Source organism: Vibrio scophthalmi LMG 19158 (genome assembly GCF_000222585.1).
GTDB lineage: Bacteria > Pseudomonadota > Gammaproteobacteria > Enterobacterales > Vibrionaceae > Vibrio > Vibrio scophthalmi.
Window position 1 is genome coordinate 32,150 of record NZ_AFWE01000018.1, and the last position, 17,711, is coordinate 49,860.

Sequence of the window (17,711 nt, forward strand, 5' to 3'; positions counted from 1 at the left end):
AAGAACAGATAACATTATGGCTAAATTATATGGAAAAATGCCTATTATATAAAGATTTTTTTCATTGTTAATTACTTACTTTTGATGAAAACCAAAAGACTTCACCCACAATTTCTAAATCCTCACACTCACTCCAACTGATTAATTCATCCTGATAATCAGAGTTAAAACTTTCAAGTAAAACCCCCTTATGGCTCTCTTTCAAAACCTTAACTCTATAACCGTCATGGCTTCTGATGACGAAAATTCTACCATCTATAATTCTATTTTTTTTGGGGTTTACCGCTAAAACTGCACCATCAAAAAAAACAGGCTCCATACTATTACCATGCGCACGAATGGCAAAAACTTCATTCTTATTCGATTCTAAGTTAAGGACTTCACTAGGAATTGGATACATTTCAACGTCTGACCATTCAGAGTTTTCATAGCCACCGCCAGCACTTGCACGAACGTCTTCTAATAATTTTATGAAACAAACTAGTTCATTACTTTTTGATATCTGATATGAATTACAGCACTTTTCTTTTTCTTTAACGTCTTCGCCATACAGCAACCATGATGGAGATACCCCCAAACATTTAGACAATTCACCGAGTAACTGACCACTAGGCGTTGTTAATGCCCTTTCCCATCCTGAAACAGTTTGAGGTCTCACGCACAACTTATCAGCCAAAGCTAATTGAGTTAGACCTAACAGTTTCCGTTTTTTCTTTATGCGCTTTGATACATCTTCCATGCTTATAAGCATACGTCTTAATAACACAATTTATTCGCCAACTTCATTTACCTGACTAGCTTTTTATCGCCATTTTCATTGACTTTTAATGAGTTGTATTTATTATATACAATCATGATCATTCATACAGTGATCGCAAGTTACTCTAATCCCCTTTACAGCGGGTTTTATTGAGTTTCGCATTCGTTCTTTAACATTTTCGCCTGGGAGATGAATCGCCGCATCAAGTCATTGAACTTGGTGGCTACATTTATTGATTCATCGACGGCAGTCCTTTAACTGTCAAACATACCCCACGCTTAGCAAGCGAGGTAGGGGCGGCTGCTTGTCTGGACAGCCTTAATGTGAACAGATTTTTTCGGAAAAAAACAATGAAAATACTCGATATTGAAAGCACTCAGCAACTTGCTGTGAAATTATCCGGCACTCTTGCATTGCCAGTATCTGCTCGTCGTAAATACGTCAAAGCACCACGGAAAAGTTGGAGACAGCGTATTCACTGCGAAATAAGGCAATACCGAGTTTCAAAAAAAATATCAATCAACGTCATTTCTATAAACAAAAAACAATGCTCAAGCTTCAACACTAAAGCTTCGTTGTTACAGTGCCCTAGCGCAAGTTGCAACGTAACAAAAGCCTTACTGCTGGCGAATAAGATCGACCGTAAAAACGATCCATTACGAACACTTGGGTATACCAAAAAATGCGATAAACAACGTGTTTATTTGGAAGCGCTTTATCGCTAACGTCAACGGCCTCCCGTGCGCTATGCACTTTTGACTTTTCAAAAAGAGTTCATAGCACACGGCGGTTATTTACTGCTGTGTCGAATGCCTGTGATTGGTATTCGTTCTTCTACTTTGCTCTAACCAGCAAAGCATGTGACGCAACGTATCCCGCATGGGGCTTTTAGAGCAGGGATGAGTTTGGCTTGGGAAACCATTAATGAATAAATTACCCTATCAATCTACGGAAATACGGCATGGTTGCTGCCGTTAACTGCAACCGAATCCGCGGTAACATTCATTGCATAGGATTAATCACAATGACTATTGCGAACTCGTTCCCCCAAAAAAATCAGATTCGACGACAACGTGAATCTGAACGAATGAAATGTGTGATGGCCGCTCGTCGTCGCATCGAAATGCTTCAAGATTTGCGTGATATAGGCGTTGCGCCTCAAGACTATCATTTAGTCGCAACATCAAATATCCATGCCTAGCTGTAACGCTCGTTATTAGCTGTATTAAGAACATACGTTCTGGTGCAGATAATAACGGGCTTTTTTTTCATCTATTAAATGAGATCACAACAATGAATAAACGTGTGTTATTAGCAGCAATTATCTTTGCTACTTGTTCAACTCCACTATTGGCCGCCGGTGGTTTAGAGCCAGCTACCGATGCCATTGATACCTTTCGTAAGTGGTTCTACGGCTTTCTAGGCACGGGTAGCCTTGCTTATATTGCTTACAACTGCGGTCTTGCTATGTTCGAAAAACAGCAATGGAATGACGTAATGCTGTCAGTTGGCAAAACAGCCGCAGCCGGTGGCTCTGTCGTGGGCGCTGATTGGGCGTGGCGCATCTTTGGTAGCTAATCATGAGTAATGAGATTCAGGAATACGCCAGTCACAACGCAATGGCGCGAGTCTCGCTTATCTTCGGCGTCCCTATCATGACGTTACTGGCTTTCCTGACCTTAATGTTGGTGACGGGAGGGGTTGGATTCTTCTTTTTTGGTGTGATGGGGCTTATCACCCCGCTAATGCTCTTGTTTGTGCTATTTGCTATTCGCATCCTTTGCTTAGAGAACCCAAATGCCATGACCGAATTAAAATGGAAAGCCAAAGCCGCTATCTATCGCTTACAGTGTCGGTCAATGGTGACGTCATTCACTTCGACTGACACGCCTCAAAAGAGGAGAATGCACCATGTCCGTGAATGGATTAAAAACCCTTCCAATCACCAATAAACTGCCGAAATATGGGTATCCCATAAACGAACACATGATAACCCTTGATGATGGTCGCCTTATGGCGGCCATGCGCATTAAAGGAATACCATTTGAATGTGAATCAACGGCCAGCCTCAACGCGACTTTTAACAAAATCCGCAATTTTTTAAACCAACTAGCGACACGTCAAGGCTCGAACTTAGCGGTATGGACTCATATCATTAAGCGAGAGGAAAAACTCGATGTTAGCTACTCGTTTGACAATGCCTTTGTGCAAAACTTCTCAGACCGTTATTTAAAGACCTTTGAAGGGCAACGGTTCTTTAGCACCGATTACTACCTAACCTTTGTCTATAGGTATAAAGGTGAGCTTTCAGCCGGCGAGCGTGAACTTTACGATTTACTCAACATTGGTTTAGCGGTTTTAGGTGAGTTCTCAGCCTCTCTGATTGGATTAACTCAAGAGAACAATTCAATCCGTGCGGAAAACATCGAGTTTCTTAGCTTTCTAATGAACCACAATGACCGAACCATCCCGCTGACGCAGAATAAAGTCGTTGAAGTCGTGGGGGATTCAGATTGGCATTTTGGCTATGACTTACTCGAAATCAGAAATACACACAGTACAACGTCGCAATATGCCTCATTTTTTGAGCTAGACGGCTACCCAATGACGACACATTGCGGCATGTGGGATTTTATTTTAGCCATACCTTGCGAGTTTGTACTTACCCAATCGATGATATTCATGAAACCGCCCGAAGCGGTGAAACGCATCAAGACTCAGCTTAACCTCATAAAATCCAGTGACCACACGGAGAATGAAGTCAATGAGTTAGAAACTGGCCGTGATGAAGCATCGATTGGCAACATTAGCTTTGGTGATTACCACTGTTCACTAGCGGTTTTTTCAAAAACCCAAGAAGGGGCAATCAACGACGGAAACGATTTATACAGCGCATTCCTTGGCCGTAACGTTTCGTTTAAGCGCTCTAACCTTAAATCGCAATTCAGTTTTTTAAGCATGATGCCAGCATCAGAAGAACGCATGTTACCCATTCCTCGAACAGTGACTAACTTAGCTTGTGGGTGGTCATTACATAACTACTCACAAGGAAAAAAAGAAGAAAATCCGATTGGTGACGGTTCGGCCGTCATGCCATTTAAAAACGTCTCAGATAGTGTCTATTACTTTAACTACCACGCATCGAAATTGGGGGTCAACGCTATCGGAGAACCCATGCCTGGACACCTAATGTTACTTGGTGCATCAGGCGCCGGAAAAACAACGCTTCAATCCGCATTAAGCGCTTATTTTTCACGATTTAAGCCTCAGATATTCGCACTCGATTACAAGCGTTCTACAGAACTGCTCATGCGGGTATTTGGCGCCCAATACTTCACGTTTGAAGAAGGTATCGACACTGGGTTAAACCCATTCCAATTAACGGATACACCTCAGCTTCGCAGTTTCTTACTACGCTTGACGCTTCGCATTTGCGCAGACCACAACGGAATATGCACCAGTGCAGAAGAAAAAGAGTTAAAAGAAGCGATCGACAACATGATGGATTTAGACGGCGAACCTCAAAATCGCGGATTTAGTCAATTATTGCAATTAGTGCAAGAGCCTGAATTGCGCGCTCGACTCAGTAAATGGTGTCATAGTGAAAACGGCCAATTTGCATGGTGTTTAGATTCACCGGTCATGCGTTTTGATCCCGATACTATGGATAAAATCGGCTTTGATACGACGTTGTTGATTGGCGATTTGAGTGAAGGTAGAGCGGACAAACCCTATTGTGAGCCAATCTTTGGCGTGTTGTTCTTCTTAAAATCTTTGATGCAAAAAGAGGGGCGAATACTCATGTCCATTGTGGAAGAGTTCTGGATGCCAGCCAACTATCCTCTTACTCAAGCTTTAATGAAAGACGTGTTGAAATCTGGCCGATTTAACTATGAGTTCATGGTGCTGTGCTCTCAGTCGCCAGAAGATGCGATAGATTGTGACATTTTCCCCGCCATCATTCAGCAGACGGCCACTAAAATCTACTTGCCGAATCCAGATGCAGAATTTGAAAGCTATAAGCGCTGTAACATGACTATGGCTGAGTTTACCAAGCTTCAAGCATTAGCTAAGGATTCATGGACGTTTTTAGTCAAGCAGTCCAATAGCAGCGCCTTTGCCAAGATGGAATTAAACGGATTTGAAGAGTTAGCGATCATATCGCCTTCCAAACGAGGTTTAGCACTTTGTGATCAATTACGAGCGGAGCACGGAGACGATCCCGCCGTTTGGCTACCACTGTTCACTCAAGCAATTAAAACCTTTGCGAAAGAGTAAAGCACCAATAACCAGCGCCGCACTCGCGGCGTTTTCTTTTACTAGGAGTTCTCATGAAAAAGCAAATTTTGATATTACTTCTTGGTATGCCGCTTAGTGTGCAAGCTGCACCAGGAATATTAACTTTTGATGCGGCAAACCTTGCTCAAATGGCACTGGAAGCGACAACAAAAGCGAAAGAGTTCGCCGAAATCATGTCGCAATCACGTAAAGAGTTCAGCGAAATGCAATCTCAAGGTGAACACTATCGAGAGATGGTAGACGGGCACTTTGATTTTGAAGACCTTTTGAATGATCCGAACTTAAACCAAGCGTTTGCTTTAGAAGATTGGAAAAAAATCTACGATAACGTGGAGGATATTGCTGATATTCGCCATGAATTTAACATGTACTCAGATGATCCAATCACGCAACGTCGTTATAACGATCAGTTGCGTATGTACCGCACCAAGACAACATTTTACGAAAACACAGTAAAACGTTACGAGCGCCTATCTGAACTACTCGGCCAATTTGATACCGCGACCACGCCAGCGGCCAAAGAGGATTTGGCGAACGCGATTAGCTACGAACAAACGCTGATTCAAAATGATCAGCAAATGCATAACGCATTGACCGAAGCTATGGAAAGACAAAAACAGCTTGAGAGTGCAGCACTAGCACGTGAACAAACGCGTATTTTCCTTAACGAAGGCTTACCACGCCCAAGGTTGTAGCTATGTTTGATATTCTTTTCAATTTTTTAAACACGATTGTGATCAACAATATTAGCGAGAGGGTGGGAAAATTCACCACCGTTATCATGCCGTTAATTGGTGGTTTTATTGGGTTGTACATCATTTATCTTGCATGGGAAGCGCTCAATAACAACCAGAACTTCATTGTGATGGAAACCATCAAAACAATTGGCAGTTTAGGCGCGGTTTCGATGGTGGCACTTAACACGCCTTGGTACATGGAACACATTGTACCTTTTGTTTTGTTTGCCCCCGATGAAATCACCGCTGCGCTCATCGGCAAAGGGGAAACATCCAGTAATTCACTACAGCAGCTTTGGGAGGCGTTATTCGCTACGCTGGAAATAACCGCTTCAACAATAAAATTTGAACTCGATTCTGACGTACTTAAACAAACCTTCATGGCGATAGCAATGATCATATTATCGGTTATAGGATTTGTGCCGTTCTTTTTCATTTCAGTCGCCATATTGCTAAGCACAAAAATAGCCGTCAGCTTTTTGCTTATCGTTGGCCCGATGTTCATCATGATGGCGTTCTTCCCGTCAACACGATCATTTTTCCAAGCGTGGACAGGCCAATGCTTTAACTATATGTTGCTCTCGGTTTTCTTCTCTTTGGCGTTTATGTTTTCAATCGAAATCATCGATGAGGTTGTACTATCAAAGAACATCGCTATGGAAAATATCATCCTTAGCGTGATTGTCTTCTTCTCTTTATGTGTGCTTGCAAACCAACTCCCTACACTATCGTCTACATTGAGTGGCGGTGTGGGTATCAGCGGGTTAGTCGGTAACACGATGGGCGCATTAAAGACCGCGGGAGGGGCAGCGAAAGGCGCTTATAACTTGGGTAAATCAGCTAGAAACGCCGCAGAAACGGGCGCTATGAACGCTGGCAAACCAAAGATTAAAGCCGGTTAATTCATTCATCAGGAGGCCACATGGCATCAAGAGGTATAAACAAAGTAATCCTGGTCGGTAATTTAGGCGCCGATCCCGAAGTTCGTTACATGCCAAACGGAACCGCCGTGGCAAACATCACCATTGCAACATCTGAATCATGGCGAGATAAAGCGAGCGGTGAACAACGCGAAAAGACCGAATGGCATCGCGTGGCCTTATATGGAAAGTTAGCCGAAGTCGCCGGCGAATACCTGAGAAAAGGCTCTCAAGTGTACATTGAAGGTCAACTGCAAACCCGTAAATGGCAAAACCAACAAGGACAAGACCAATACACAACCGAAGTGGTTGTCCAAGGCTACAACGGTGTTATGCAAATGCTCGGTTCATCAAACCGTGGACAAAGCACGTCTCAGCACCCACAGGAACCGTCAAACTATCCTCAATACAATGAGCCGCCAATGGATTTTGATGATGACATTCCGCTGTAGCTCAATTTGATGAGCGCCCTAGACTCATCCACGTTGTTTAACCCAAGCCCGCTATCGATGCGGGCTTTTTTTTGAGAGATTTTTCATGAAGCGATATTTAGCGTTACTGCTCCCTGTCATTTTAACGGCCTGTTCATCCACTCCACCTAAAGCGCCAGAACCAACAGGAAAGCGCGTACCGGTGAATCCGCCTCATATCCAAATCAGCGAACTATCAAAATAAGGACGCATTGTGGACAACACGCAACCAGAGTGCGCCCCAAATGAAAACATGGCGCAGGTACTAGAACAAACGAAGGCGTTAATTCAAGCGCCAAATACCAAAGCAATCACGCAAGAGGCCAATCAATACTTACAAGGGATCAAAGCCTTTGAGCAAGACCGCGTAGAGCTGGCTAAAAACTCAGCCAAAACCGCGTGGAAAGTGGCTGCTGGTACAACCATAACGGCTATTGCTGCCGTTGTTGCACTGGCGGGATTAACGCCGTTAAAAGAGATACAACCTTATTTAATGACCACCGATTCAACCACCGGTATCACTACTATGGTGAAACCACTCGTTGACGGTCAAAAGGTCACTTATGGTGAAGCGCTCGATCGCTATTGGGTTAATAGCTACGTCATTTTGCGTAATGGGTATGTATGGGAAACCATTCAGAACAGTTTTGATACCGTGCAGCTTATGAGTGCGCCAAATCCTTTTGCCACTTACAACAGCTATATCTATGGCGAGAAGTCACCCACAAAGGTATTCAAAGATAATCAGCACATCAACATTAGCGTAAAAGACATCAACTTCTTACCCACGGACAGCATCGAGCAAAAGCTCGTTCAAGTACAATTTACACGCAACATTGTAAGCGCTAATGGTCAGCCATCCACCGGCTATAAGCCAACACATTGGACAGCAACCATGACCTTTGATTATCGAGCAGATATTAAAACCGAAAAACAGCGACGCCTTAACCCGCTTGGCTTTCGCGTCACCTCATACCAAGAAGATAGGGTAGTATTGAAATGAGACCACTATTGATTTTAAGCCTATTGCCGCTTTCAGTCTCAGCGGCCATTTTCCCGATCCCTCAGCAGTATGATTACCGTATTGCAACCTCTCAATATAACCCTGAAAACGTCATTAACGTTCGCACTAAAGTAGGTGTATCAACCTTGATTCAACTAGGGGATGGCGAGTTTATTTCTACCCCTGCCGATGGTGCTGTCTCCGCTTCTCCATCTGGTATGGGGATAGGGGACGCCTCGGCGTGGGGAATGTCAGTCAATGGCAACAATATTTTCTTAAAGCCGATTGGGGAGTTTCCAGACACAAACCTAACGGTTGTGTCGAATAAAGGCCGTACTTATTCATTTTGGTTAGAACTCAGCGATTTTCCGCACTTTATCGTCAAGATGGTGTATGAGAAGCCCAAAACGGCCAATGCCCTTAAATCAAACGTCCCATGCTATGACGGTGTAGTGAACTTTGATTATGAAATGTGGGGAGATAAAGAGCTGGCGCCACAATACATGTGGGACGATGGCCGCTTTACTTGTTTGAAGTTTGAAGACAACAAAGAGCTGCCCGTTGCCTATCAAGTTAGCAGTGATGGTCAAGAATCATTGATCAACTACCACCTAGAGCAAGACGTCATGGTACTGCAAGGTACATCAAACGAGCTTCGACTTCGTTTAGGTGAAAGTGTCTTAGGACTGGCTTCAAGTGCGATTCAAACCGAAGGCTATAACAACAAAGCAACCAGTGTCGATGCAAAGAGGGTCGTCAAAGATGAGTGATAGAATACCAAGCATTACCGATAAAGACCGCTTAGGATTAAATATCAAAGGGGCCAGCAAAAAAAAGGTACTGATAAACGCCACGGTAATTGTTGCTGTAATCATCGTTGGACTAGCTTCCGCTTATACCTTTTTACAACGGATTAATGGGGATGAAGAAGTTGTCACCCATGAATCTGATACCAACTACCTACAAGGAACGATCGCGGACGACACACAAGATGTGACCGGTTTTATGGAAGAAACCAGCGCGGCGGAAAGACTACGCGCAGCCGATGAAGCCGCAATCGCCCTTAAAGCCGCTGATGAAGCCGCTATTGCAGAAAAAAAAGCAAAAGAAGAGGCCGCAGCTAAAGCAACACCAAAAGCTGACACACCACCGCCCCTTGAGCCAAAGACCGTGACAAGGCAAGGCCAGAGCGAACGAGATAATCAACCGCCACCACTCACACCAGAAGAACAAGCTCGAATACGCAAAATGAGCGGCGCCCCAATTGTTCAGCAGCAGAGTACACCTCAAACGGGCTTTCCAACGGGGGAGTATGACAGCACATTTGATGCACCTGAATTTGCAGACGGTTACGCCAGTGCAAGACCAGAAGGCGCATTAGACTTCATGCTCATGCACGGAACCGCAATACCTTGCGCTATTTATACACAAATCATTTCTGAGCAATCAGGGTATGTAACGTGTCGAGTGACGCAAGACGTCTACAGTGCCAATGGCGCTGCATTGCTTGTTGAGCGAGGCTCATTGGTTAGCGGTACACAAAGTGTTGCTATGGAACAAGGCAAAGGGCGCATCTTCACCACGTGGGCGGATATTGCCACGCCGATGGGCGTCAACATTCGCATTGATTCGCTAGGCACTGGTGCTCTTGGTGCTGCCGGTATTGATGCCTGGGTAGACAACCATTACGCACAACGATTTGGTGGCGCCATCATGCTGAGCTTTGTTGATGATGCTCTTGCGACGCTTTCTGACCGCTTGAGTTCTAAAACTGAGGTCACATTTGACAACTCAACGCAGAACGCCGGAGAGATGGCCGCAAAAGCGCTGGATGCCAGTATCAACATAGCCCCAACGGGTTACGCCTTTATCGGCCAACGTATTAACATTTTAGTCGTTCGTAACATTGATATGTCGAACGTCTACGCCTTTGAGTAAACCATTATGATAGACAGTTCAGGAATGGCTCGTGACTGGTTAAAACAAACCGGTCTACAAACTATTTTAGATTTAGAAGGCATAACAGAAGTTGCCGTCAATGAACCGCTTCGCGTTTGGTTCGATCGCGGTAACGGATGGGAAACCCAAGAAATGCCAAATCTCACATTGCAAAGCTGCTTAGCATTAGCAAAATCATTGTGTGTTTTTGCTGGCCTAACCAAGCCTATTGGGATTGAAAATCCGCTTGCTTCGGTGATATTACCCGATGGGGAACGCGGCCAAATCGCAGTGCCACCCGCAACGCTTCAAGGTCATATCAGTATGACCTTTCGTAAACCGTCCTTAGCTCGTTTTTCACTTGAAGATTATGAAAAAACGGGGCGCTTCTCTCGATGCAAAGAGATCATCGCTCAAGATGACGCGCTAACTGAACAACAAACCGCACTGCTTGAGTTCAAAAAGAAAGGTGACTACCTCACTTTTATACGTGAAGCCGTCAAGATGAATATGAATATTCTTCTTGTTGGTGGTACGGGTAGCGGCAAGACAACGTTTATGAAAGCGTTGGTTGATTGCTACCCACTGGAAAAACGCCTTTTTACCATTGAAGACGTACACGAATTAGGATTACCACTTCACGCGAACCATGTTCACTTACTTTATAAGCAAGGCGGATTAACCCCTAAGCAGTTAATTGAAGCATGTATGCGAATGAAACCCGATCATGTGTTATTGGCAGAGCTTCGAGGGGATGAAGCGTGGGGCTACATTGAAATGCTCAACACAGGCCATCAAGGTTCAATCACCACCATCCACGCTAACGACTGTTTAAGCGCACCGGCGCGATTAGCAACCTTGATAAAACAGAGTGAAGTAGGTCGAACTCTCGATCATGAACTCATCATGCGCACGATCACTTCCAGTATTGATGTTATCGCGTTTTTCAATGGCACATACCTTACCGAATTGATGTATGAGCCTCATAGAAAAAACGCCATTCTTGCAGGGAAAATATAATGGCAATGCGAAATTACACAAGGCGAACGCTCGCCATCATTTTTATAAGCCTGATCACGTCATGCTTTATCGCAGGGCAAGCCATTGGAGGATTGATACTTTTAAGCTTGCTCAATTTGCCCATTTCAAATTGGCAACTTTCGTCACTGTGGCAATACTGGTCACACTATCGAACACATCCCGATGTAATAGAGTCGCTTAATGTGGCTCTTTTTTTTAGCGGTGTGTTGCCCTTTGGGGCCGTACTTATCACATTACTGTTCTTTCTGGTGTTGATTAAACGCGAGGAACTGCACGGTAGCGCCCGATTTGCTAACGATGATGACTTAGCAAAATCTGGCCTTTTCCCCAAAAGAAAAGGCTTCTTTGCTAAGAAGAGTAAACACCCCTCGCTATTACTTGGGAAAATGGATAAAGGCCGCTTTGAAAACCGTTTTGTTGAAATGGAAGGCCAAACATTTGTGGGGCTGGCTGCGCCAACAGGTTCAGGTAAAGGGGTGGGGTTTGTTATACCTAATCTGGTGAACTACTCAGATAGTGTCGTGTGCGTTGACGTAAAACTTGAAAACTTTATGAAGACAGCCGGCTTTCGTCGCTCAGCAGGGCAAGAAATCTTTTTATTCTCGCCCGATGGTTACGACACCAATCCAGAAGATACTAGCAGCGTGAAACTTCGTAGCCATCGTTGGAATCCATTTCATTATGTGCGCCGCCATCCCGCGTATCGAGTAGGGGATATTCAGGTACTCTCGACGTCACTGTACCCAACGGAAGGTGTTAAAGAACCGATATGGCCGACAAACGCGGGTAAGCTGTTTACTGGCCTTGCTCTATGGATGCTTGAAACCGAAGATATGACCGGAATAAAGCCATCCATGCCTCATCTTCTCAATATCGTGGGGGTTGAAGGTGGCCTAAACGCATGGATGAAATCAGAACTCAAAAAAGGGTATTTAAGCCAAGAATGCGCGAATGAATTTAACGCATTTATCTCTTACCCAAAAGATACCAGCGGCTCAGTCCTGGCTAACTTCAATACTCCACTTGCTATCTATGCCGACCAAACCGTAGGAGCGGCAGTGAGTGACAACGATTTTGATTTTAATGACTTACGTCGCAAGGGAATGACCATCTATGTAGGTATTCAACCAGCGAACTTACCTCGTTTTAAGCAATTGCTTAACCTGTTCTTTGAGCAGTTAATCAGTGTTAATACTCGCGTTCTACCAGAACAAGACTCAACACTAACGCATCAATGCTTACTGCTACTCGATGAATTTCCGTCACTTGGAAAGATAAACCAAATCAAAGTGTCGATAGGCTTTACTCGTCAATACAACCTTCGATACGCGATCATCTATCAGAACCATGAGCAAAATGAGGATATTTACGGCAAAGAAGGCGCTAGAACACTGAGTAAAAACTTAGCGGTAGAAATCATTTGTCCGCCCAAAGAAGTTGATGCCTTTGTCGAAAAAATATCAAAAACACTGGGAACGAAAACCGTTAAGGTCAGAGGGCACTCAACAAGCCAAGGCAAAAGCAGCAGTAAAAGCCAGAATGTCTCTTTGCAAAAGCGCCCTCTCATGATGCCTCATGAAATCGTAGAACTTGGTCATAAGATGCACCCTGTAGCACCAATTGGAACAGATGTTCTTCTGCTAAAAGAAAACACTCGACCATTCATCATGAAAAAGCTGATCTACTTTGATGAGCCAGTGATGCAAGCTCGCGTCAAACATTCGCTAGAGAATATCCCTGAAATTCCGTTACTTGCAGTCTAAAACTGAGGAACAACGCAATGAAATATGAAACAAAAACCACCTTACTATCTAAAGTATCTCAACGAAACCAAACATTTAAAATGACAGATTGCCCTGAAATTAAGCCCAAACAACCCAATTCTGTGGCTCATAAATGAAAAAATTCGTTATTAATGGTGGAAATGCTGTTGCTTGTATCGTTTTGATAATATTTGCCATCCTTTGCATTCAATGGCTTCTATCTGCCCAATGCTCAACCACACACCCATTTGTATTCCCTTCTCCCACTATCACACTCGTAGACCACGTGATGAATTGCCTGAAATTCTAGCAATAGGGAGCATGATTCAAAGGAACAACCATGAAAACAATCGCTTTCGTAATACTGACAACCTTAGCCTTGAGCGCTTGCTCAAAGAGCGAATTAACGCAAATCGAAAAGACTAATGATTATTTAGAGCAAGTAAGCCTCACAGACGAAAATCTAGCATTTGCCTTGGGGTTTGTAGCTAAAGAAAAAGCTGAACATTGCGAAGATGCTTATAACGTCGCAGCACTCGTTACACTTCACAACAATATGAATGCAATGGTGCATACGCTGTCGTTAAGTAAGAAATTCATTTCAGCTAATGAATTTCCAGCCTTCTTAGAAGCAGCAAAGCAAACCGTGACTTGCGACGTAGGTAGTTATCAATGGGCTAGTGATTACAACAAATACGTAACGTCGTCGTTAGCATTTAGTGAGCACCTGGCACAACTGAGAAAAAACCAGAAGCAAGGGGGTTAAATGTCACCTCCACAGCATAAAAAGGACGAATTTGATCTTGCTAGATACCGAATAAGACTATCTGCGGCCATCAATACTGTTCCAATTTATCGACTGACGGCAATCACTAAAATCAGCCGTAATACATTGACTAAATATAAACATCTCCAATCCAGCCCCGACATGAGAAAGCTTTGTTTGATTGCTGAGGCGACCAACATATCTGTTCACTGGATATTATTTGGAAATGGCAATAATGCGAGGAGTTAAGCATGACAAAATTCTTATTTTTACTAGGATTAATAACAGGATTCAGCCATACATCTTTTGCCCAAGACTCCTCTCCTGATGTGATGATTGGTGAAATGACAATCACCATTAATGATAGTAATAATACAACCCGCTACCCCACACAGCAGTACCCAATATTTGACTACAACGAGGGGGCGAAGTATCAAAGTTACTTGATGCTTCAAGATGATTCAGCGAAAGAAAAACAATGGTTAGGTTGGGGGATAACCATCGATAAGATTGAATCTGAGAACGTAAACCTAACGCTAGAAGTGAAGAATGCTGAGCTACACATGACTCAACAACTAGCACTAACGTTTAAGCTTGGTTTGTCATGTCAGCGCATACCAACTGGATTACCTAAGATCGAATCCGTAACAATATGTGCTTCAAAACAGCGTTAATTAAGACTTAGCCTTGAGCGCTTAACAAGGAATAATACTGTGATAAAGAATGCCAAAAAAACGTTACTGTCTATGATTCCAAAAATCAAAAAAAAATTAATTATAGAAGATTGCCCTGTGATGAAACCCTTTGAAATCCCTGAGCTTATTGACACCTCTAGTTTGATTCAGTCCACTGATAGCCATGTATGCTTAGATATGACACTACTTAGTTATTTAAAAACGATTGACTTTAAAAACCATGATCAGCTTTCGGGGCCAGAGGTTTATTTGTTTGCTCCCGATGACTGCGCCACTGGAAACGAAAACATCCCCACGCACAGATGGAATCCATTTCATTATATAAGCCGTGATGCTACAAATCGTATTGGTGATATACAGGTAATAGCAAACTCGCTCTACCCAACATCAAATATCAAAGAACCTGCATTACAGATTTTCGCAAGAAAGCTATTTACCAGCCTAACTCTTTGGATGCTCGATACTGAAAAGGTAACAGGGGTCACTCCGACTATGCCGTGTCTTCTGGATATTGCTTACGTTGAAGGCGATCTAAAAAAATGGATGGAACGTGAGGTTAAAAACAATTCGATTAGCGAAGAGTGCCTTAATGAATTTAACGACTTCATTTCTTACCCAAACGAAACCTTCATTTCTGTGCTTGCAACATTCATTACCCCTCTTACGGTCTTTGCCGACCCAACCGTTAGAATGGCATTGAATGGTAATGACTTTGATTTCGATGATTTACGGCGCAAAAAGATAGACATTTTCGTTGGGATACACCCGCTTAACCTGAAACGATTTGAACCGCTGATAACCTTGTTTTTTGATCAACTTGCTTACGTGAACACTCGCGTTATTCCAGAAGAAGACCCAACATTAACGCATCGTTGCAAACTATTACTCGATAATTCGTTTGTATTGCTTAACCAGTTTTCGCTAGGCAAATCTATCACACACTTCTGGGAGGAATCTAAGTTCAGAACACAATATAATCTTCATTCCCTAGTCATTAATCTAGAACCATTACAGTGCCCCACTAACGAGAATTTCACTAACTGAAAACTCGATGTTCATTTCTTAATCACTTGCATCCCACTTATTAAATGGTACTATTAATAGTACCATTTAATTGTTTTGGGATTGATCATGAACATTTCAGCCAATGAGCTAAAAACAAGAGGGGCATTAGCAATTGAAGATGCACTCACCACTGAAACTATCGCAACTATAACCGTTCGTGGCCGTAGAGCTTATGTTGTTACAACCATGGATGATTACGATGACTTTAGAGAATGGCAGCTAGATAAAGCTTTACGTGAAACTGAAAGTGACCTAGAAGCGGGTCATTACGAGATCACTGATGATATTGATAAGCACATTAGTGAGCTTCGCCATGATTAAGTTGGTTTTAACCGATTCCTACAAAAGAAAAGCGAAGAAATTCTTTAAGAAGCACCCTAACTTACTCAATCAATACGAAAAAACGCTGAAACTACTTATTATCAACCCTGCACACCCTTCATTAAGGTTACATTCGATTGCATCCAAAAACTTACACTCGATTTCAATCAACATGAGCTATCGAGTCCTGCTGTCTATTCAAATCAAAGAAGATGGCACGATCATTCTTGTTGATATTGGTAGCCATGACGATGTGTATTAACTAGAAAACATTCCCAACTTTGACTAAGCCAGCGCCTAAACGCTGGCTTTTCTGTTTTAAGGAAAAGCATTATGCAATACGCACTACTCACAAGTAATGGCGGTAATATCCGCCCATTGATTGATGCCCATGAGATTTACGCACTTGAGCAAGGCATCGATAACCTCACAATTTCCCCGTGTGACGAGAAGTATGAAAACTCACTCAAGCACCAGGTTGTTTACGGCGTCTATAAGCCTCAGCCCGATTTTCATTTTCCCAAGAGTGAAATCAAACGCCATATTTTCGAATGCTTAGAAAAATGGCTGTTTTACATCGATGGGGAAACCGTCACGCACATTGGTATTGAAGATATTGAGCTATACAGTGACGTGACCATCATGAACTCATGTGGTCACTGCCCGACACCACACAAATCTGATGATATTGCTTTTGCAGCCTTACTACTGGCGCCTGATGACTTTAACTTAGGCACAGCAAAAACCGCCGCTAAAACGGCCTACCTTCGATGGGATGATATTGATCCACTAACGACACTGCTTAATCGCAAAGGGCTATTTTCATTCATTACCGCTGAAAAACGAAAAAAAATGCAGCCAACTATGGAAAACTGGCGAACCTTCATCGATGCAGAACGAGCCGTTAAATATGCGCAGAAATGGAGATAGCCATGAAAAGATGGATTTTGTTGTTCATTGGCTTAATGCCGATGATGACAACCACCTCCGCACTAGCCTTTGATACAAAAGGCTGCTCGATTTGGTTGTGTTTGCCTACCGGCTTTCCTTCCGGCTGTGGTGATGCTAAATCAGAATTTAAAAAGCGCATTCTAAAAGGTAAATCCCCGATGCCTTCCTTTTCTTCTTGTGCTTTAAACAGTCCTAATACGCCATCAACACCAGGGACTAGCAACATTAGCACCAAAGAAGGACGAGCAGCGCTGATTTCTGCAAGAAAGACGTGTGTTAAAAGTACCAGGGAGCGACAGTCCAATGGCGACTATCAAACGATCTGCTTAGATACAAAAGTCATTCCCGCTCATGCAATCAAAAATACAAGCTGTGTGGTCACGAAAGACAAAGGAGAAAGCGCTAAACGCACACCAAGCGGCTGCACTCGAACCATTCGATTTGTTGACACCTTCATGGATGGTAAGCCTTACGGGGAAACTTACTACTTCGATGGTTCGGGGAATGAAATCAATCTTTAACGGGAGAATGTATGCTCATTGGTTTAGCTGACTTGCTTCACGAGTTATTTAAAGAGCCTAAGCGTCAAAAGCGACAACACTACAGCCACATAGATCCAAAAATTTCTGATTTAGTAAAAGCCTTCAACCAGATTGAAGGTATTACCACTATTGCATCATGCCAAGGTCACATCGCTGGACACATCGAGGCGCCTTACATTTACTTTAAAGCAAGCAATCATGTGGCTTCTCAAATCGTTCAAGCATTAAGAAAAACCCGCAACTTCCACACTCGATGGGAAATTACGGGAGCATTTGACCAAAATAATGACTTAACCTTCCGATTATCATCACTAAAACTCGATACACGGATTTATCAGCGTGGATGGTGGGATTTGGGGTGGAACCGCAGCAAAGTCGATTGCGACTTTATTTTGTTACGCCACATGATGAAGGAAACGTTTTTAGATACTCATTGACTC

Annotated in this window: 23 protein-coding genes; 22 read left to right on the forward strand and 1 reads right to left on the reverse strand. The window is 43.2% G+C overall.

Annotation, left to right across the window (positions count from 1 at the left end; genetic code table 11):
• Window positions 1-67 precede the first annotated feature (67 nt).
• Window positions 68-739 (reverse strand): XRE family transcriptional regulator, encoded by a 672-nt coding sequence (locus tag RH88_RS00525; protein WP_005592704.1) that lies wholly within the window; start codon window positions 737-739, stop codon window positions 68-70.
• Window positions 740-1,110: 371 nt separating this feature from the next.
• On the opposite strand from RH88_RS00525, the gene RH88_RS00530 reads away from it, so the two are divergent.
• From RH88_RS00530 to RH88_RS22655, 22 genes are all read left to right on the forward strand, one after another.
• On the forward strand, window positions 1,111-1,485 hold the full coding sequence (locus tag RH88_RS00530) for a hypothetical protein (protein WP_005592705.1): 375 nt from the start codon (window positions 1,111-1,113) through the stop codon (window positions 1,483-1,485).
• Between the two features lie 299 nt (window positions 1,486-1,784).
• Complete coding sequence (locus RH88_RS23660) at window positions 1,785-1,961, forward strand: hypothetical protein (protein WP_005592706.1); 177 nt, start codon at window positions 1,785-1,787, stop codon at window positions 1,959-1,961.
• Between the two features lie 92 nt (window positions 1,962-2,053).
• The gene (locus RH88_RS00535; RefSeq protein ID WP_005592707.1) at window positions 2,054-2,338 is read left to right on the forward strand and encodes a hypothetical protein; all 285 of its coding nucleotides are present in this window, start codon (window positions 2,054-2,056) and stop codon (window positions 2,336-2,338) included.
• A 2-nt stretch (window positions 2,339-2,340) separates the two neighbouring features.
• Window positions 2,341-2,712 (forward strand): hypothetical protein, encoded by a 372-nt coding sequence (locus RH88_RS00540; protein ID WP_005592708.1) that lies wholly within the window; start codon window positions 2,341-2,343, stop codon window positions 2,710-2,712.
• Window positions 2,672-5,038: a VirB4 family type IV secretion/conjugal transfer ATPase gene (locus RH88_RS00545; RefSeq protein ID WP_138944237.1), complete on the forward strand. Its 2,367-nt coding sequence runs from the start codon at window positions 2,672-2,674 to the stop codon at window positions 5,036-5,038. The genes RH88_RS00540 and RH88_RS00545 overlap by 41 nt, the downstream gene beginning before the upstream one ends.
• A 53-nt stretch (window positions 5,039-5,091) precedes the next feature.
• Complete coding sequence (locus RH88_RS00550; RefSeq protein ID WP_005592710.1) at window positions 5,092-5,754, forward strand: type IV secretion system protein; 663 nt, start codon at window positions 5,092-5,094, stop codon at window positions 5,752-5,754.
• Window positions 5,755-5,756: 2 nt separating this feature from the next.
• A complete protein-coding gene (locus RH88_RS00555; protein ID WP_005592711.1) occupies window positions 5,757-6,698 on the forward strand; it encodes a TrbL/VirB6 family protein in 942 nt (313 codons plus the stop codon).
• Between the two features lie 20 nt (window positions 6,699-6,718).
• On the forward strand, window positions 6,719-7,168 hold the full coding sequence (ssb, locus tag RH88_RS00560; RefSeq protein ID WP_005592712.1) for a single-stranded DNA-binding protein: 450 nt from the start codon (window positions 6,719-6,721) through the stop codon (window positions 7,166-7,168).
• Between the two features lie 85 nt (window positions 7,169-7,253).
• Window positions 7,254-7,391, forward strand: a complete 138-nt coding sequence (locus tag RH88_RS23665) for a hypothetical protein (RefSeq protein ID WP_165862949.1) — start codon at window positions 7,254-7,256, stop codon at window positions 7,389-7,391.
• Window positions 7,392-7,400: 9 nt separating this feature from the next.
• Window positions 7,401-8,189, forward strand: coding sequence for a VirB8 family type IV secretion system protein (locus RH88_RS00565; protein ID WP_005592713.1), 789 nt, complete (start codon window positions 7,401-7,403; stop codon window positions 8,187-8,189).
• Window positions 8,186-8,959 carry a TrbG/VirB9 family P-type conjugative transfer protein gene (locus RH88_RS00570; RefSeq protein WP_005592714.1) on the forward strand — a complete coding sequence of 258 codons (774 nt, stop codon included), beginning with the start codon at window positions 8,186-8,188 and terminating at the stop codon, window positions 8,957-8,959. Before RH88_RS00565 ends, RH88_RS00570 begins: the two co-directional genes overlap by 4 nt.
• Window positions 8,952-10,127: a TrbI/VirB10 family protein gene (locus RH88_RS00575; RefSeq protein WP_005592715.1), complete on the forward strand. Its 1,176-nt coding sequence runs from the start codon at window positions 8,952-8,954 to the stop codon at window positions 10,125-10,127. Before RH88_RS00570 ends, RH88_RS00575 begins: the two co-directional genes overlap by 8 nt.
• A gap of 6 nt (window positions 10,128-10,133) precedes the next feature.
• On the forward strand, window positions 10,134-11,147 hold the full coding sequence (virB11, locus tag RH88_RS00580; RefSeq protein ID WP_040757771.1) for a P-type DNA transfer ATPase VirB11: 1,014 nt from the start codon (window positions 10,134-10,136) through the stop codon (window positions 11,145-11,147).
• Between the two features lie 203 nt (window positions 11,148-11,350).
• Window positions 11,351-12,931: a type IV secretory system conjugative DNA transfer family protein gene (locus RH88_RS00585; RefSeq protein WP_005592717.1), complete on the forward strand. Its 1,581-nt coding sequence runs from the start codon at window positions 11,351-11,353 to the stop codon at window positions 12,929-12,931.
• 340 nt (window positions 12,932-13,271) lie between these two features.
• Entirely contained in the window at window positions 13,272-13,697 is a 426-nt protein-coding gene (locus RH88_RS00590; protein WP_005592719.1) for a hypothetical protein, read from the forward strand.
• A 251-nt stretch (window positions 13,698-13,948) separates the two neighbouring features.
• Entirely contained in the window at window positions 13,949-14,371 is a 423-nt protein-coding gene (locus tag RH88_RS00600; protein WP_005592722.1) for a hypothetical protein, read from the forward strand.
• 39 nt (window positions 14,372-14,410) lie between these two features.
• The gene (locus tag RH88_RS00605) at window positions 14,411-15,436 is read left to right on the forward strand and encodes a type IV secretory system conjugative DNA transfer family protein (protein ID WP_005592723.1); all 1,026 of its coding nucleotides are present in this window, start codon (window positions 14,411-14,413) and stop codon (window positions 15,434-15,436) included.
• A gap of 87 nt (window positions 15,437-15,523) precedes the next feature.
• Entirely contained in the window at window positions 15,524-15,778 is a 255-nt protein-coding gene (locus RH88_RS00610; RefSeq protein ID WP_005592725.1) for a type II toxin-antitoxin system Phd/YefM family antitoxin, read from the forward strand.
• On the forward strand, window positions 15,771-16,040 hold the full coding sequence (locus RH88_RS00615) for a type II toxin-antitoxin system RelE/ParE family toxin (protein WP_005592726.1): 270 nt from the start codon (window positions 15,771-15,773) through the stop codon (window positions 16,038-16,040). The genes RH88_RS00610 and RH88_RS00615 overlap by 8 nt, the downstream gene beginning before the upstream one ends.
• Before the next feature lie 71 nt (window positions 16,041-16,111).
• The gene (locus RH88_RS00620) at window positions 16,112-16,708 is read left to right on the forward strand and encodes a hypothetical protein (protein WP_005592727.1); all 597 of its coding nucleotides are present in this window, start codon (window positions 16,112-16,114) and stop codon (window positions 16,706-16,708) included.
• Between the two features lie 2 nt (window positions 16,709-16,710).
• A complete protein-coding gene (locus RH88_RS23495; protein WP_005592728.1) occupies window positions 16,711-17,250 on the forward strand; it encodes a hypothetical protein in 540 nt (179 codons plus the stop codon).
• An 11-nt stretch (window positions 17,251-17,261) separates the two neighbouring features.
• Window positions 17,262-17,708, forward strand: coding sequence for a hypothetical protein (locus tag RH88_RS22655; protein ID WP_005592729.1), 447 nt, complete (start codon window positions 17,262-17,264; stop codon window positions 17,706-17,708).
• Window positions 17,709-17,711: the final 3 nt, after the last annotated feature.

Bases quoted from the DNA above. Each gene is read 5' to 3' on its own strand.
- RH88_RS00575 (WP_005592715.1), top strand. From the start codon at position 8,952: ATGAGTGATAGAATACCAAGCATTACCGATAAAGACCGCTTAGGATTA.
- RH88_RS00530 (WP_005592705.1), top strand. From the start codon at position 1,111: ATGAAAATACTCGATATTGAAAGCACTCAGCAACTTGCTGTGAAATTA.
- RH88_RS00610 (WP_005592725.1), top strand. From the start codon at position 15,524: ATGAACATTTCAGCCAATGAGCTAAAAACAAGAGGGGCATTAGCAATT.
- RH88_RS23495 (WP_005592728.1), top strand. From the start codon at position 16,711: ATGAAAAGATGGATTTTGTTGTTCATTGGCTTAATGCCGATGATGACA.
- RH88_RS00545 (WP_138944237.1), top strand. From the start codon at position 2,672: ATGTCCGTGAATGGATTAAAAACCCTTCCAATCACCAATAAACTGCCG.
- RH88_RS00590 (WP_005592719.1), top strand. From the start codon at position 13,272: ATGAAAACAATCGCTTTCGTAATACTGACAACCTTAGCCTTGAGCGCT.
- RH88_RS00540 (WP_005592708.1), top strand. From the start codon at position 2,341: ATGAGTAATGAGATTCAGGAATACGCCAGTCACAACGCAATGGCGCGA.
- RH88_RS23660 (WP_005592706.1), top strand. From the start codon at position 1,785: ATGACTATTGCGAACTCGTTCCCCCAAAAAAATCAGATTCGACGACAA.
- RH88_RS00620 (WP_005592727.1), top strand. From the start codon at position 16,112: ATGCAATACGCACTACTCACAAGTAATGGCGGTAATATCCGCCCATTG.
- RH88_RS22655 (WP_005592729.1), top strand. From the start codon at position 17,262: ATGCTCATTGGTTTAGCTGACTTGCTTCACGAGTTATTTAAAGAGCCT.
- RH88_RS00535 (WP_005592707.1), top strand. From the start codon at position 2,054: ATGAATAAACGTGTGTTATTAGCAGCAATTATCTTTGCTACTTGTTCA.
- RH88_RS00555 (WP_005592711.1), top strand. From the start codon at position 5,757: ATGTTTGATATTCTTTTCAATTTTTTAAACACGATTGTGATCAACAAT.
- virB11 (WP_040757771.1), top strand. From the start codon at position 10,134: ATGATAGACAGTTCAGGAATGGCTCGTGACTGGTTAAAACAAACCGGT.
- RH88_RS00525 (WP_005592704.1), bottom strand. From the start codon at position 739: ATGGAAGATGTATCAAAGCGCATAAAGAAAAAACGGAAACTGTTAGGT.
- RH88_RS00615 (WP_005592726.1), top strand. From the start codon at position 15,771: ATGATTAAGTTGGTTTTAACCGATTCCTACAAAAGAAAAGCGAAGAAA.
- RH88_RS00550 (WP_005592710.1), top strand. From the start codon at position 5,092: ATGAAAAAGCAAATTTTGATATTACTTCTTGGTATGCCGCTTAGTGTG.
- RH88_RS00570 (WP_005592714.1), top strand. From the start codon at position 8,186: ATGAGACCACTATTGATTTTAAGCCTATTGCCGCTTTCAGTCTCAGCG.
- ssb (WP_005592712.1), top strand. From the start codon at position 6,719: ATGGCATCAAGAGGTATAAACAAAGTAATCCTGGTCGGTAATTTAGGC.
- RH88_RS23665 (WP_165862949.1), top strand. From the start codon at position 7,254: ATGAAGCGATATTTAGCGTTACTGCTCCCTGTCATTTTAACGGCCTGT.
- RH88_RS00600 (WP_005592722.1), top strand. From the start codon at position 13,949: ATGACAAAATTCTTATTTTTACTAGGATTAATAACAGGATTCAGCCAT.